The 14,082-nt window shown below is 61.3% G+C and carries 14 protein-coding genes, 1 pseudogene and 1 riboswitch; of the genes and pseudogenes, 4 read left to right on the forward strand and 11 right to left on the reverse strand.

The features are described from left to right. Nucleotides 1-42: 42 nt before the first annotated feature. Nucleotides 43-432, reverse strand: a pseudogene (locus HMPREF9153_RS12905) (hypothetical protein). Between HMPREF9153_RS12905 and HMPREF9153_RS10015 the strand changes: the two are divergent. Next, complete coding sequence (locus HMPREF9153_RS10015) at nucleotides 425-667, forward strand: hypothetical protein (protein ID WP_036976547.1); 243 nt, start codon at nucleotides 425-427, stop codon at nucleotides 665-667. The pseudogene HMPREF9153_RS12905 and the gene HMPREF9153_RS10015 sit on opposite strands and share 8 nt — an antisense overlap. A gap of 109 nt (nucleotides 668-776) precedes the next feature. Here HMPREF9153_RS10015 and HMPREF9153_RS10020 read toward each other — a convergent pair whose 3' ends face one another. From HMPREF9153_RS10020 to thiM, 4 genes are all read right to left on the reverse strand, one after another. After that, on the reverse strand, nucleotides 777-2,483 hold the full coding sequence (locus HMPREF9153_RS10020; RefSeq protein WP_004811718.1) for an NAD-dependent malic enzyme: 1,707 nt from the start codon (nucleotides 2,481-2,483) through the stop codon (nucleotides 777-779). A gap of 42 nt (nucleotides 2,484-2,525) precedes the next feature. Beyond that, a complete protein-coding gene (locus HMPREF9153_RS10025; protein WP_023032573.1) occupies nucleotides 2,526-3,494 on the reverse strand; it encodes an L-lactate dehydrogenase in 969 nt (322 codons plus the stop codon). Nucleotides 3,495-3,592: 98 nt separating this feature from the next. After that, nucleotides 3,593-4,240, reverse strand: coding sequence for a thiamine phosphate synthase (thiE, locus tag HMPREF9153_RS10030; RefSeq protein ID WP_004811720.1), 648 nt, complete (start codon nucleotides 4,238-4,240; stop codon nucleotides 3,593-3,595). Continuing rightward, a complete protein-coding gene (thiM, locus tag HMPREF9153_RS10035; protein ID WP_036901749.1) occupies nucleotides 4,227-5,060 on the reverse strand; it encodes a hydroxyethylthiazole kinase in 834 nt (277 codons plus the stop codon). Before thiM ends, thiE begins: the two co-directional genes overlap by 14 nt. Continuing rightward, nucleotides 5,029-5,137, reverse strand: a riboswitch (TPP riboswitch). It overlaps the preceding gene by 32 nt. Nucleotides 5,138-5,248: 111 nt before the next feature. On the opposite strand from thiM, the gene HMPREF9153_RS10040 reads away from it, so the two are divergent. Next, on the forward strand, nucleotides 5,249-6,616 hold the full coding sequence (locus HMPREF9153_RS10040; protein WP_004811721.1) for a serine hydrolase domain-containing protein: 1,368 nt from the start codon (nucleotides 5,249-5,251) through the stop codon (nucleotides 6,614-6,616). Between the two features lie 4 nt (nucleotides 6,617-6,620). On the opposite strand, the gene HMPREF9153_RS10045 is transcribed toward HMPREF9153_RS10040, so the two are convergent. The 6 genes from HMPREF9153_RS10045 to HMPREF9153_RS10070 form a co-directional block, all read right to left on the reverse strand. Continuing rightward, a complete protein-coding gene (locus HMPREF9153_RS10045; protein WP_036979800.1) occupies nucleotides 6,621-7,979 on the reverse strand; it encodes an MFS transporter in 1,359 nt (452 codons plus the stop codon). Nucleotides 7,980-8,013: 34 nt separating this feature from the next. Further along, nucleotides 8,014-8,964, reverse strand: a complete 951-nt coding sequence (locus HMPREF9153_RS10050) for a sugar kinase (RefSeq protein ID WP_004811723.1) — start codon at nucleotides 8,962-8,964, stop codon at nucleotides 8,014-8,016. Then, entirely contained in the window at nucleotides 8,961-9,629 is a 669-nt protein-coding gene (locus HMPREF9153_RS10055) for an L-ribulose-5-phosphate 4-epimerase (protein ID WP_004811724.1), read from the reverse strand. Before HMPREF9153_RS10055 ends, HMPREF9153_RS10050 begins: the two co-directional genes overlap by 4 nt. Before the next feature lie 91 nt (nucleotides 9,630-9,720). Next, nucleotides 9,721-10,608 carry an L-ribulose-5-phosphate 3-epimerase gene (locus tag HMPREF9153_RS10060; RefSeq protein WP_004811725.1) on the reverse strand — a complete coding sequence of 296 codons (888 nt, stop codon included), beginning with the start codon at nucleotides 10,606-10,608 and terminating at the stop codon, nucleotides 9,721-9,723. Further along, entirely contained in the window at nucleotides 10,605-11,258 is a 654-nt protein-coding gene (locus HMPREF9153_RS10065; protein ID WP_015582938.1) for a 3-keto-L-gulonate-6-phosphate decarboxylase UlaD, read from the reverse strand. Before HMPREF9153_RS10065 ends, HMPREF9153_RS10060 begins: the two co-directional genes overlap by 4 nt. Nucleotides 11,259-11,263: 5 nt before the next feature. Further along, nucleotides 11,264-12,256: a phosphotriesterase family protein gene (locus tag HMPREF9153_RS10070; RefSeq protein ID WP_004811727.1), complete on the reverse strand. Its 993-nt coding sequence runs from the start codon at nucleotides 12,254-12,256 to the stop codon at nucleotides 11,264-11,266. 180 nt (nucleotides 12,257-12,436) lie between these two features. Here HMPREF9153_RS10070 and HMPREF9153_RS10075 point away from each other — a divergent pair, with 180 nt between their 5' ends. Both HMPREF9153_RS10075 and HMPREF9153_RS10080 read left to right on the forward strand, forming a co-directional pair. Further along, the gene (locus HMPREF9153_RS10075) at nucleotides 12,437-13,381 is read left to right on the forward strand and encodes a sugar-binding transcriptional regulator (RefSeq protein ID WP_004811728.1); all 945 of its coding nucleotides are present in this window, start codon (nucleotides 12,437-12,439) and stop codon (nucleotides 13,379-13,381) included. Between the two features lie 110 nt (nucleotides 13,382-13,491). After that, complete coding sequence (locus HMPREF9153_RS10080; RefSeq protein ID WP_004811729.1) at nucleotides 13,492-14,070, forward strand: nitronate monooxygenase; 579 nt, start codon at nucleotides 13,492-13,494, stop codon at nucleotides 14,068-14,070. Nucleotides 14,071-14,082 lie beyond the last annotated feature (12 nt).

Here is a 14,082-nt window from a genome sequence, read left to right on the forward strand (position 1 = left end):
TCCGCCAAGCAATTGGGGACCTGTGGACAACTCCCGGCAGCGTCATCTCGTCTCAACGCCAACCTGTGGACAGCACCGACGACCACCAACCACGTAAAATGGAGCCACCATGAGCCAACCGCCTGACATCAGCCAGTATCAGCCGCCGAAACGCCACCGCGGCTGGATCGCCGCCATCATCGCGGTGGCTGTCATCATCGCCCTTGTTCTGGTGGCTCGCCGGATCACCAGCGACCCTGATCTCTCCCAGTCCCCCATGCCAACTCCGGTGGCGACGCCGTCATCGGCGACCACGCCGACACCGATTCCGGCATCAGTGACGGCTGTGGCCTCCTCGGTGCCGTTCTCGTCCAAGGACAACTCGACCGAGGGAACATGGTCGATCGACGACGTCAGTTGGGGTCCCGGAAGTGTCACCCTCACGGTGACCATCGAGGTCACCAGGGGATCCCTGAGCGACTACACCTTCTTCATTATGGAGAACGAGTCGACTAACATCCACGAGGCCAGCCTGCCGCCCACCGGAACCCTCGGCGACACCATCTCCCCGGGACATAAGGTGCACGGCACGGTCACCATTGACTGTCCGCGCGCTGACGCCACCGTCATGTTCACTCATGGATCGGGGATGTCCTCCCCCATCTCAGCTCTGACGATCAAGGCGTGACTCGCCACCTCTGATGCCCATCTGAGATGACATGGGGTCCGGCACGATGCCGGACCCCATGTCATCAGCTCAGTCCCGTCACTTCACTGTCATCAGTCTGCGTCGTCGCTCAGATGACCTCGACGCGTGGGTACCGCGGCTGCCACATCGCCGAGAACACCTTCTCAACCGGGTTATCGGTGGCCTCGGTCGCCACACCTTCCTCCATCGCCTGTTGGGCAACGGCAATGGCCACCGACGCCGACAGCGGTCTCAGGGTCTTGATGGACGGCAGCAGCGAGGCTCCCATCACCCGGTTGTCGACGTGCATGGCGACCGCCTCGGCAGCAGCCGCGATCATGCCCTTGGTGACGCGGGACGCCCGCACTGCGATGGCTCCCAAACCGATGCCCGGGAAGACCAGGGCGTTGTTGGCCTGAGCGATCTGATACGTCACACCGTTGACCATGACCGGCTTGAACGGCGAACCGGTGGCCACCAGGGCGCGTCCTTCAGTCCACTTGAGAATGTCGGAAGGCAGTGCCTCGGCCTTACGGGTCGGGTTCGACAGCGGCATGATCACCGGACGATCACAGTGGGCCGACATCGTTTTGACGATCTCCTCGGTGAAGGCCCCCGTCTGGGCGGAGCAACCGATGAGGATCGTCGGATGGACGTTACGCACGACGTCACTCAACGTGTACTGGTCGGGGGCGTCAGTGGTCCACCCTTCCAGCTCCTCCTTGCTGCGAGCGAAGGGCTGCTGGAAGTCACGCAGCCGCAGACCGTCCCGCAGCAGACCCCGGGATCCCAATCCCCAGAAGTGGGAACGCGCAGTTTCCTCGTCCAGGCCCTGGCTAACCATGAGCTGTACCAGGAGATTCGCGATGCCGGTGCCAGCTGAACCAGCGCCGTGAATGACGATACGGTGCTTGCTCAGCGGGGTGCCGGACGCCTTGACGGCACTCAACACGGCGGCGACGACCACGGCCGCGGTGCCCTGGATGTCGTCGTTGAAGGTGCAGTAGTCGTCCCGGTACTTGTTGAGGATTCGGGTGGCGTTACCGGCCGCGAAGTCCTCCCAGTGCAGTAGGGCGTGCGGGAACATCCGGTGGGCCGTCTCGACGTACTGTTGGACGAAGGCGTCATAGCGTTCTCCGCGCACACGAGGGTGACGCACACCGAGGTAGCCGTCGTCATTGAGGCGTTCCATGTTGTCGGTGCCGACGTCGAGGATGACGGGTAGGACACGGTGCGGGTGGATTCCGGCTGCCGCGGTGTACACCGCTAGTTTCCCGACGGTGATCGCCACGCCACCGACACCCTGGTCACCGATGCCAAGGATGCCCTCTGCATCGGTGGCCACGATGAGGTCGACATCGTCAGGGCCATGGCCCAACTGCCCCAGGGCCTGCTCCATGTCCTCCGGGTCGTCGATGGACAGGTAAATACCGCTCGGACGGTCGTACCAGTGGTTGTATTCCTCAATTGCCTTGCCGATCGTCGGGGTGTAGACGATGGGCAGCATCTCCTCGATGTGCTCGGCGATGAGGCGGAAGTACAGCACCTCATTACGGTCGTGCATGTGGTTGAGGTACAGGTACTTCGCCAGGTCGTCCGGCTGCGCCGAGTACTGGGCGTAAACCCGCTTGAGCTGGTCAGTGATCGTCATGACTCCCGACGGCAACAGGCCCGTGAGACCAAGGGTCTTGCGCTCCTCGAGGGTGAAAGCCGTGCCTCGGTTGGCCAGGGGGTTCGTCAACACCTCCTGGCCGCGAGCCGCAATCTTGAGAAGTTCTCCGTCACTGTCCTGTGCATACTGAAAAGGAACTGACATACCCCCTAGCCTAGAAGGTCGTCAGCACAAATGTTCAGCAGGTCACGAGATGGATGACAAAGTGTCACGCAAGCGTTCCGCGGAGGCCGCAAGGGAGGCAATTTCCGCTGCGCTCATGGAGACCGGGACCACTCCCTCGATGCCGTCACGCGAGACGATGCACGGCATGGACAGGGCTACCCCGGAGACTCCGTGGACATCCTCGATGACGCTGGACAGCGGCAGGACGGAACGGCCCGGACGCAGCAGGGACTCGGCAAGACGAGCACCCGTCAGACCGATGGCGTAGTTCGTCGCACCCTTGCCCTCGATGATCTTGTACGCGGCGAAGGCGGCCTCGTGGGCCAGGTCAGCGAGCACATCCTCGGTGAAGACGCGCTCACCCTCGACGGTCCAGTCGTGGATCGGCACACCGGAGATGTTGGCGGTCGACCACAGCGGGAACTCCGAGTCGCCGTGCTCGCCGACGATGGTCACGTGTACATGGCGCTGCTCGACGTTAGCCCACTGACGGATGAGCCAGCGCAGCCGCGAGGTGTCGAGCATGGTGCCGGTCGAGAAGACACGGTTGGCCGGCAACCCGGTGGCCTGCTGGGCTACGACGGTCAGGACGTCACAGGGGTTGGTGACGAGCACGAACAGGGCGTTCGGAGACTGCTCGACCAGCTGCGGCATGAGGGAACGCAGAATATTGGCATTGACGCCGGCGAGGTCCAGACGGGTCTGGCCCGGCTTCTGACGAGCTCCGGCAGTGATGAAGACAACATCAGAGTCGGCAGTGTCGTGGACATCAGCGCCACCCATCACTGAGGCGGGGGTGAACTGAGTGCCATGGGCGAGGTCCGCTACCTCGGCCTCGACCTTGTCCTTGGCGATGTCGTAGAGGGCAACGAGGTCGGCCGATCCGCGGATGAGGCAGGCGTAGGCCAGCGAGGAACCAACCGAACCGGCCCCGACGACGGAGATCTTGGAGGCGCGACGAGTGACGTCAGAAGTGCTCATGGCGCTCATCTTAGGGTGCCCTCGCACCTGATCCCCAACGCTGCGCACCAGGGCCGCGCATCTGAACAAGATGCCAGCAGCCCTGAGCGGTTGTGCACGCCCTGATGTCACCGCCCCTTCGCGTGGCACCATGCCTGTGCGAGTTCCCGAGCGTTGGATTCAGGGTCGGCGTTTCGACAAATTGCCGAGACGACGCTGAGGCCGTCGCAGCCCACCCGGGCTACATCCTGAGCGTCGGAGGCAGTAACTCCGCCGATGACGCACACCGGCCACGGGCTGACGTCGACGACATCGCGTATCGCAGCCAGGCCGAGCTCCCCAGCCTCCGGTTTGGTTCCTGTGGCGTGCAAGGCCCCAACGCCCAAGTAGTCGACGACGTCAGGGCCATGAGACAGCGCGGCCTCCACGTGGGCGGGGGTCTGCGCGGACAAGCCGATCAGCAGATTGTCCCCGAGAACCTTTCGAGCCTGGGCGACCGGCATGTCGGACTGCCCGACATGGGCGCCGTCAGCTCCGATCTCAGCGACCAGATGGACCCGGTCGTCAATGATGAGAGGTATTTCGTCGCATACATCTCTCACCCGTCGTCCCAAAGCGACGAATTCGTCATCAGGCAGGTCGTGGTCGCGGAATTGGACCAGAGTCACCCCGCCGGAGATAGCGCGTCGCACGGTCTCGACGATCTCCTCTGGGCCACCACATTGGGCGGTGTCTGTGACGAGGTACACCGAAAGATCGAAGTCAGGCCGTGACATCGCGAAGCCCTCCCCGCGCGCCGACTTCGTCGGGTGACACCAGGAACAGTTCGTCGATGAGAGCTTGAGCGAATCCGCCCAGGCCCACACTGCGATCCGCCGCTCGTTCGGCAGCCACGCACAACATGGCGGTTGCGGATGCAGCTGCAATGAGATGATCTTTCTGGACGCCTGCAAAGGCCGCTGTCAGAGCCCCTAGTGAGCATCCAACCCCGGTCACTCGCGCCATCCATTCATGCCCCGATGACACGGTTACGTGCCGGTGCGCGTCCACGATGTGATCGACGGGGCCGCTAATGGCGACCACGGTGCCGTATGTGCGCACGAGCTCAGCGGCGGACCCCAAGGCATCCTCGACGGCATCTCCGGCCTCAGGGCCTCGGGGGGACGCTCCCGTCCCAGCCAGGGTCAATACCTCGGAGGCATTCGCCCGGATGACGGCTGGAGCACCGACATGCAACGCGTCCAGGGCGACCTGGGTACGCCATGACATCCCGACTCCCACCGGGTCGAGCACCCACGGTGTGTCACTACCTGCTGCGCCACGCACGGCAACAACCATGGCTTCAGCGGTCTCCCGGTACGGAGTACCAATATTGACGAGCACGCCGTCAGCCAACGATGCGAATCCCTCAGATTCCTCGGGGTTATCGACCATGGCGGGGACTGCCCCCGCAGCCAACAACACGTTCGCGGTAAAGTTGGCAACCACGATGTTCGTCAGGCACTGGACCAGCGGCTTGTCCCGACGCAGCCGCTCCACGGACTCTGACACCAAATTCGACAGTTCAGTCATGTCAACCACTCCCTTCGCCGGCATTACCCGGACAGGTTCAGGCGGTCGGTGCCATCTCGGCACCCTCTCAGCCCTTGTGGTGGGCTCCCGCGTTGTTGTGGTCCAATCTTACCCACGATGCGCGCTGGCAACGCCGCGGTCCTGTCTTCTAGGGCCAGCGGTGTCCTGAATCCGCTCTACCAGCCCAATGTCTCAAGTGGCACAATGCGGCCATGAGTTCCCGTCTTGACCCTGTCGTCGACGTTCTCAGTGCTGCTTCGTCAGAAGCTGCCGGGAGTGGAACCTCGTTGTCCTGGGCAGCCGTTGACGACAGTGAGGTGCGCTGTAGCGACACCGACGATCGCGTCTACAGCATCGCGTCGATGTCGAAGTCGTTCACCGCTGCCAGCGTCCTTGGGATCTGTCACGGGCTGATCGACGTGGCTTCTCGACGGCCCGCTCTCGACGACACCCTCGGTAGTTGGATTCCGCAGCTTCAGGAGCCCATCGCCAGCGCAACGATTCGTGACGCGTTGTCCATGTCTACCGGTCTACCACCGGACGATCCGTGGGCTGACCGTCAGCAGGCCATGTCACGCGAGGAGTTCGAGGCGCTGTTGGGTAAACCCTTCATCACGAACTTCGCGCCGGGAACGGGGTACGCCTATTCCAACCTCGGTTACGCGATCCTGGGCCGCGTCGTCGAGTTGGCGACCGAGCGGCCATTCATCGACGTCGTCGAGGAAGACATCATCCGTCGGGTGGGGATGACCGAATCCTTCCTCGACGTCACGCAAGTACCCGAGGGAAAGCTCACCCCATGCCTCGGCAGAGATGGCAGCGTCCAGCCCTTGCTTGGCCCCGGAACCTTCTCCCCCATCGGCGGCCTCATCTGCACCGCCAAGGATGTCGGGATCTGGGTGAGCCATTTCATCACCGCGTGGACCAGCGAGGACGATGGTTGGGGTCGGGTCTTCCGCGAGATGCAGCAGATGTACCGGTACTTCACGACATACGGCCCAGTCACCGAAGGGTACGGATATGGCCTTCACGTCGCTGTCACGGGGAAGGAACACATCGTCTATCACTGCGGTGGGTACCCGGGTTATGGATCGACGATGATGTGGCATCCGCGCTCGGGAGTCGGCATCGTGGTGCTGGCGAATCGGACGTATCACCCGGCCATCCGCGTAACCTCCACGGCCCTCGACACCGTTGTTCCCGGGGTGGGTGACCTGCTGTTGCCCTCGGCAGCCAAGGATCGCAAGACCTGCGACGCCGTCCATCCTTCGCCGATGAATCCCCAAGTCCGGCAACATCTCGACGACGTCGAGAAAATCATTCGCAACTGGTCGAACGATCTGGTGGCTCGGGAGTGGAGCCCGACGATGGACATGGATCGTCCGTTGGATCAGCGCCGCAAGGATTTCGAGGACGTGGTCGAGGCCACCGGGGAATCCGTGGATGCCGCGATCGACGTCGTCGAGATGACGCCGTATCGCTGGATCTGGCGTGTCGAGGGCCCCCTGGCTACCCGTCAGGTCACGGCTTCGGTTAACCCGTTGGGTCAGGTACAGGCCCTCGACGTCAGGATCGTTTGATAGGTCAGATCGTGTCGAGTGAGGTGCCGCGAGTTTCGCGGGCGAACATGTATGTCACACCGCCGATGACGAGCAGCACGGTGAACAGGATGAACGCCGGGAAGACCGCGTCCAAGGTGACATTCTGTTTGACCGCAGATCCGCCCACCATGAGTCCCATGAGCGCCGGACCGATGACCTTGGCAGTCGCACCGATGCCGTAACCGAGTCCCAGACCGGTGGAGCGAGCCTCGTTGGGAAACTGCTCGGCTCCGAAGGCGTTCAGAATGCCGAAGGCGCCGTCGCCGAAGGCCATCGCAACAAGGACGCCGGCAAAGAAAACCTGCCAGCCCCAACCCAGATGAGCCGAAAGCGCGATGATCAGAGTTCCGGCGGCACCTACCAGACCGAATGACAGCATCGTGATCCTCCGACCGATGCGGTCGGCCAGCCATGCTGACAGGAAGCGCCCGATGAGATCGGCCAGAGAGACGAACATAAACAGGATCCCGACTTGCTCTGCAGACTTGCCGAACCCGGTCTTGAGGAGGGTCTGACCCCACGACTGAATCGTGAATGACCCCAGAATGAAGCAGAAGGACCCTAGGCTGACTATGAGGAGGCCCTTGCGGTACTTGCCGAAGACAAGTGAGTACGAAGCGTCTTGGACGTGCTCTACCGACGGCAGATCTCCAATGTCGTCAGCCGGCATCTCCAACGCCCACGCCAAAGCCTCACGGGCTTCATTTTCCCGTCCATGACTCTGTAGAAACCTTGGTGACTCGGGGACAAAGCGAATCCACACAAGCAGGAAGACAGGAATCGCCCCCAGCGCGATGAGAGCACGCCAATTATCACTCAAGGCTTTTTGCCCGAGAGATCCCAGGAAAAGACCGAGCGGTATGAATACCGACGCCAATCCCGCAAGAAGGCCGCGCTGTTTAGCTGGCACAAACTCTTGAACATACGGAATCGACGTGATATTGAGGCCGCCAACACCGATCCCCACACCAATACGCAATATGGCTAGCATGATCCAGCCGTGATCTGGAGTGAACACTGATACGACGGTGAATGCAACGAACATGAGGACGCACCAGAAAAATGACGAACGGCGTCCGATTTTGTCTGCCAGACGTCCCCACATAATGGCACCGATGACCGTACCCAGGCCAGAACAGGCGAGGATGAGGCCCGCCTCAGTGCCGGTCAGGTTCCATGGCTTAGTGAGGACGGATACCACGAAACCAATGAGGAAGATGTCAAAGAACTCGGAAATGTTTCCGATGATGGCCAGGGCGACAAGATTCTTCTGATTGAGCGTCAAAGGGCGCGAATCTATAAGATCTAAGGCTGATTGCTTGGATGTTGTAGAGGTGGACATGTAACTATATCTCCTACCTGCGCCGCGGTTGTTGTCAACGCAGAATGTCTGTGTTCGAAGGAATATTGAGCTCACTGGGACTCACACGAGTAAGGTCTCCATAATGAGTCAGGGCGTAAGCAGATGTCCGCTGCCCGTAATAGATTCCCTGGACCACGTCACCTGCAAGATACCCGTGCAATGTTCCTGCGACGAAGGAGTCTCCTGCGCCTGGACGGTCGACGACAGGCACCTGAACCACTGGGAAGGTGTGGTCGCCGTGCTCGTCGTCGGATAGATAGACACCATTGATCTGGTCAGTGGACACGACCGTCGGTGCTCCGAACAATTCACGCAGATCGTGACATGCCTGTTCGCCGTCAGATTCAATCCCAAATACTGCCATGCCGTCACGCACCGAGCAAAAGACAATGTCCGATATGCACGCAATGGATTCGAGCACTTCTCGGGCCCGTCTCGGCTCCCACAACAGGGAACGATAATTGACGTCAAGTGCGACGGCTATTCCACGGCGGTGGGCCTCCTCGACAAAATGGCTCACCACAACAGCCGTGTTCTCGGTCAGAGCAGCCGTGATGCCAGTCACGAAAACCAGTTTCGTGTCGAGCATGGCCTCCCAATCGAGATCCTCGACACGGACGTCACGAAAAGGGGTGTGCTCGCGATCGTAAAGCACACGTGCTGGCATCGGATACTCACCGGGCTCCATGAAGTACAGTGCGACGCGCCCCTCAGGCTTGATACAGATGTGGGAGACATCGACACCGACACTACGAAACTCGTTGACAACCCGGTCGGTAAGATCGCCCTGTGGCATAACAGATGTCCAGCAGGTGTCGCGACCGAGCTGGGACAGCAAGCCTGCAACGTTGGCTTCGGAGCAGGCAGCGGTGGCCCGTAGCTGCTGGGCATTAACGAGACGCTCGCCCTTGTAGCAGGTGAGCCGGATCTGTCCCTCACCGATAGTTGAGATGTCGTAAGTCATGCCGTCACCCCCTGGGACGCAGCTGGGGTGCCGTAGCGGTTGGTGTATCGGTCGTGGTTGGAGTCGATCTCCGACTGCGGGAGCGGGGAGATTTTGCCGATGAGCTTGGCAAAAGTCAGGGTCCTGGCGACGTCCTCGACCATAACGGCTGCCTTGACAGCCTTCTCAATAGACGTACCGACAGTGAAGACACCGTGTTTCTTGAGTAGTACGGCTGGGGACTCGTCGATGAACCGTACAATTTGCTCACCTATCTGCTCAGTGCCGATCTGGGCGTAATCTCCGCACGGGACTCGTCCACCGAACTCATCAGCGACGGCGGTCATGGCGCAGGGTATGTCCTGGCCTGTGGCAGCCCAGGCGGTGGCGAAGGTGGAGTGAGTGTGGATGATGCTGCGGATGTCGTCATGGCGACGATAGACGTACAGGTGCGAAGCAGTGTCCGAAGATGGTCCACGATCTCCCTCGACAACCTTTCCGTCAAGGTCGACGACAACCATGTCGTCAGGGGTCATGTCGTCGTACAGCATTCCGGAGGGCTTGATGATCACCAAGCCGGTCCCGGGGTCTCGGGCAGACAAATTGCCCGAGGTCCAGGTCACCAGGCCGTGTCGGGGCAGGTCGAGATTGCCTTCGCAAACGTCTTTCTTGAGCTCTTCGAGCATCGAACGTTCTCCTTTGAACAGCGGTATAGGAATTTTTTGGAGGTTTGGTGTCGGTCGGCCCAGGATTCAAGCTGGGCCAACCGATCTCGAATCAGGCGAGGGCCCGACGAATCGGGATTCCGGCGCTTCGAAGACGCCCCTCGATGAACTCACGCGCCGACACACTGCGATCATTGGAATCGGGGGCATCGTCGTTCCACATCTCGATCATCATTCGGCCGCGCCAGCCCTGCCTGGCAAGGATGGCGAAGGCATCGTCCCAGTCAACGGTCCCCTCTCCCATCGGTACCCGTCGAGGCTCGCCAGGCCGGACATCCTTCACGTGGATCGCAACCATGTGGCCACGCCCAGCCTCGAGTTCGATCGAGGCGTCGAGCTGCCGTTCGGCAATGTTTCCGATGTCGGGGTAGACCTGCAGGTAAGGCGAGTGAGCGAGCTTGACGAACTCCATGGCCTTGCGGATGGAATTAACGTCGGTGCCGTCGACATTCTCGATGCCCATGACGACGCCGAGACGGGCCGCCATCGGGATGGCGTCGAGGAGAAGGTCGGTGTACCACTGCTCGGCGTGGTCATTCATCTGCTCGTAGTAGCAGTAGTACCCCGCCACCTGAAGCACGGACGCTCCGAGATCGTGGCAAAGGTGCAGGCCTTCGGCTAGCACGTCACGGGCACGTTGACGCACCGCGGGGTCGGCGCTACCGGGGCCAATGCGCCTATGCACTGACAAGCAGATACCACCGATCGTGGTCTCTGTTTCCTCGGCACAGCGACGCACCATACGACGGCGGTCCTGATCCCACTCAAGCCGTGCGGCCCTTCCTTCGGTTTCGTCGACCGATAGGTCGACGAAACCGAAGCCGGCCTCAGGCACCTGGGTAAGGAAGCGACGCCAGTCGTCATCAGTCTCAAGCTGGTTGCCAACAAGAGCCTTCTCGTAAATGCCGAGTGCCACTCCGTCCGACAGCGACTCGGTCATCTCGGCCACACCTCGTCTAGCGTGGAGCGTAGTTGCTGTGCCGCAGCCCTTGGGTCGTCGGCGGCGACGATTGAACGACCGGCGATGACAATGCCGACTGGATGCTCAGCAAAGACCGGAAGGTCCTTGGGAGTGATGCCTCCAGTGACGGTGACCGTGAATCCCATCTCGGCGAGTTCGTCGACCCGCCCGAGATCCTCGGGTTTCCACGACAAGTCCCCGGCGGCCTCCCGGTCGCGGGAACGCTTAACGATGACGTGCTGGACACCCAATTCACGCCAGGTGCGGGCGCGGTCGGCGTCGTACCACTCATCCGCGAGCTCGACCTGGACTTCGCCACCGAATTCCTCTGCCACCTTGCACACTTGATCGATGGTGGTCAGAGATGCCCCGGCGACACAGGAAACGAGGTCGGCTCCGGCTTCGAAGCACAGCCGGGCGATCTTGGCCCCGGCTTCGGCTATGCGAACATCGGCGAGAATAACCTTCCCAGGATAGACCGCCCGGATGGCACGCACCGCATCCATGCCCTCGGCTAGAACCAGGATGGTGCCACACTCGATGACGTCAACCTCGTTGGACACTTGGGACAGCGGGGCGAGGGCCGACGGCAGGTCGTAGGTATCAAGAGCAACTTGGAGTCGTGGCATCGTCGTCACCCAGCCAGGGGCTCGAAGCCAAGGAAGGTCGCGGCGTTGTTGATGAGCAGGTCATCGACGTAGCTGCGGTCAAAGCCCTCGTCCTCAATCAGACGCGGGCAGAAAACGGCCGGATCATAGTCAATGCCGGAGACCGAGCCGTAGACCTTCTGGTAAGAGGCTTTACCGGAATCGGTACCCAGCAGTACCTGCTTGCCGTAGCCCTTCTTCCCGAGGGCCTTAATCAGGTTGACGCGGGTATTGTCCGGGACGTACTTGATGCGGTTTGTGCCGTCGAGCTCGACGTAGCAGCCAAGCTTGCAGATCTGCTCGTGGACCCACGGATCCCAGTTACGCTGCATGTGACCGATTGCGATTTTGGCAGGATCGACGCCCTGGTCGACGAGGAAGCGTGCCTGCTCGGGGCCGCAAGTTCCGGCCGTTACATGGGTGTTGATAGGGCATCCGGTCTCCTTAGATGCGATAGCCACCGCCTTGCCGGATTTCTGTTCCCACTCGGTAATCTTGCCGTAAGCGGTCGCCCACTTTATGACGCCGGCCTTGGCCCCGGTGCGTTCGACGATGGGGCCCATGTAGTCGAAGCGGTCGATGCCCTCGACAATGTCGGCAATGAGCAGATCGGCAATCTGGTTGACGGTGTACTGGTTGACCCAGCTCTGACGCCATTCCAGGTAGACCTTCTGCTGGTGAAATCCGGTGGCCTGGACGACCTGGAGGCCTGGGACCTTCTCGACAACTTCAAGGGTCTTGAGCACACCACGACCCGAGGATGCGGGGCACATGTCGACGATCGTGGCGCCGTCGGCCCAGCTCATGGAAGCTTCGACGAAGTAGGTGGCCTCCTGAGCGGCCTTGTCGACGTCGTCGAGCAGGTGATCAGGATCGATGTAGACCTCACCGGCGCCAACACGGATGAGGTGGTCGTGGGCATTGACGACACCAAGCGTGTCGGGTGAAACGTCGCCAGTGATGGTACGAACGACGGCCATTGGGGTGATTCCTCTCTCACGACTGTGTGACGAGAACCATTCAGCCGTCAGCCTGACATCCTTCGCAAGGCCATGGGATCACATATGTGAATTCACTAAGCGCTAAAGCGCCGGTATGATGGTTTAACACCGCGTTTCTGCGGGGCCATAAGTACGAAGATTCACATTTGTGAGATACATATGACTGACCGCGAACACATCCAGACCCTACTGACCGTGGCAAAGCGATACTGGCTGGAACAAGCGACTCAGGCCGAGATCGCTGCTGAGATCGGCTACTCCCGATCGATGGTGTCACGCCTGCTCGACGAAGCGCGGCGCCGCGGAATCATCACGTTTACCGTGCAGCACCCGTTACAACGAGCAGTTGCGTTGGAACAGGACCTGACGCGCACCTTTGGGTTAGCGTGCGCGCGCGTAGCCATGTCGGATGACGACTCTGCGGCTCACGAGGTGTCACGGATGGCTTCCGATCTCGTGACTACATATATGCACCCGGACTCGGTCATCGCGCTGTCGAATGGGCGTGGAGTAGCTTCGGTGGTGCGCGCCATGACCCCGACACGTCACCCTGAAGCGACAGTGGTCCAGGCAATTGGGGGGACAGCGCGGGGGAATCTACTCCTTGACTCCCCCGAGCTGTGTCGCCAACTGGCGGAGCGACTTGGCTGCGCTTACCGAGTGATGCCCGCGCCAGTGTTGGTATCGAATCCGCAAGTAGCAGCGGCTTTAAAGGCGGAGAAGTCCATTGGAATGACGATCGCAATGGCCTCCCACGCCGACATCTTGGTGACAGGGGTGGGCGCGGTCGGGGTGAATTCGGTGGCACCGATTTTCGATCATGTGATGCCCGAACGGGCTCATGCCGAGTTGTTGTCGCGGGGAGCGGTCGGCCACATCTGTGGGCACCACATCGATGCTCAGGGCCGTCACGTCGATGCGGGCTTCTGCCAAGGGTTGATGACAATACCGATCGACCGAATCCCATCAATCACCCACGTCATCGTCAGCGCTTTCGGAGCCGAAAAGGCCCCGGCTTTGACTGCGATCCTTCGAGGCAATCTGGTAACGGATCTGGTAACCGACATCGCAACTGCGAAGGCTGTGCTCGATCCTCGCGGCTGAGGTTGGTATGACCGGCCCCGCAAAACAGAATACCCACCTGCCATGAACTCCGCGAGATCAACAACGTCCCCATCTTCCTCACCGACGACGGCGTATCCCTCCCCCACGGCATGGCCGTCGCCGCAACCGAACGCGGCGCCGACGGGCTCATCATCCAAGGCCCCTCAGCCGGTGGACACAGCGCCACCTTCGACCCCACGCGGACACCACAACCGGAAGACCTCCCCACTCTCGTCTCACACGTGCGCAAGGCCAGCCCTTTGCCAGTGATCGCCGCCGGCGGCATCGATGGCGCTGAAGCGGTACGAGCAGCACTTGATGCAGGCGCCATCGCGGTTGCCGTAGGGACCCTTCTGCTCCGCACCAACGAAGCCGGAACCTCAGCCACCCACCGGGCGGCACTGGCCGACCCCGCCTTCGACGACACCACCATCACCCACGCGTTCACCGGACGACCGGCCCGCGCCCTCACCAACGACTTCATCACCCAACACCACGCCACCGCACCCCACGCATACCCCGCCATGCACCATCTCACCCGCCCACTGCGACAAGCCGCCACCCAAGCCGGAGACACCCACCGAGTCCACCTCTGGGCCGGCACCGGCTACCGCAACGCACCCACCGGCCCAGCCGCCAACATCATCCGCACGCTCTACCCACTCCCCGACGATGGCCACCTCACCTAACCGGTATGGATG

It is taken from the genome of Cutibacterium avidum ATCC 25577 (assembly GCF_000227295.1).
In the GTDB taxonomy this organism is placed as follows: Bacteria; Actinomycetota; Actinomycetes; order Propionibacteriales; family Propionibacteriaceae; genus Cutibacterium; species Cutibacterium avidum.

Coding starts and splice junctions, on each gene's coding strand:
- HMPREF9153_RS10025 (WP_023032573.1), bottom strand. CDS start 3,494: ATGAGCGCCATGAGCACTTCTGACGTCACTCGTCGCGCCTCCAAGATC.
- HMPREF9153_RS10080 (WP_004811729.1), top strand. CDS start 13,492: ATGGCCGTCGCCGCAACCGAACGCGGCGCCGACGGGCTCATCATCCAA.
- HMPREF9153_RS10060 (WP_004811725.1), bottom strand. CDS start 10,608: ATGACCGAGTCGCTGTCGGACGGAGTGGCACTCGGCATTTACGAGAAG.
- HMPREF9153_RS10075 (WP_004811728.1), top strand. CDS start 12,437: ATGACTGACCGCGAACACATCCAGACCCTACTGACCGTGGCAAAGCGA.
- thiM (WP_036901749.1), bottom strand. CDS start 5,060: ATGCCGGCGAAGGGAGTGGTTGACATGACTGAACTGTCGAATTTGGTG.
- HMPREF9153_RS10045 (WP_036979800.1), bottom strand. CDS start 7,979: ATGTCCACCTCTACAACATCCAAGCAATCAGCCTTAGATCTTATAGAT.
- HMPREF9153_RS10065 (WP_015582938.1), bottom strand. CDS start 11,258: ATGCCACGACTCCAAGTTGCTCTTGATACCTACGACCTGCCGTCGGCC.
- HMPREF9153_RS10040 (WP_004811721.1), top strand. CDS start 5,249: ATGAGTTCCCGTCTTGACCCTGTCGTCGACGTTCTCAGTGCTGCTTCG.
- HMPREF9153_RS10070 (WP_004811727.1), bottom strand. CDS start 12,256: ATGGCCGTCGTTCGTACCATCACTGGCGACGTTTCACCCGACACGCTT.
- HMPREF9153_RS10020 (WP_004811718.1), bottom strand. CDS start 2,483: ATGTCAGTTCCTTTTCAGTATGCACAGGACAGTGACGGAGAACTTCTC.
- HMPREF9153_RS10055 (WP_004811724.1), bottom strand. CDS start 9,629: ATGCTCGAAGAGCTCAAGAAAGACGTTTGCGAAGGCAATCTCGACCTG.
- thiE (WP_004811720.1), bottom strand. CDS start 4,240: ATGTCACGGCCTGACTTCGATCTTTCGGTGTACCTCGTCACAGACACC.
- HMPREF9153_RS10050 (WP_004811723.1), bottom strand. CDS start 8,964: ATGACTTACGACATCTCAACTATCGGTGAGGGACAGATCCGGCTCACC.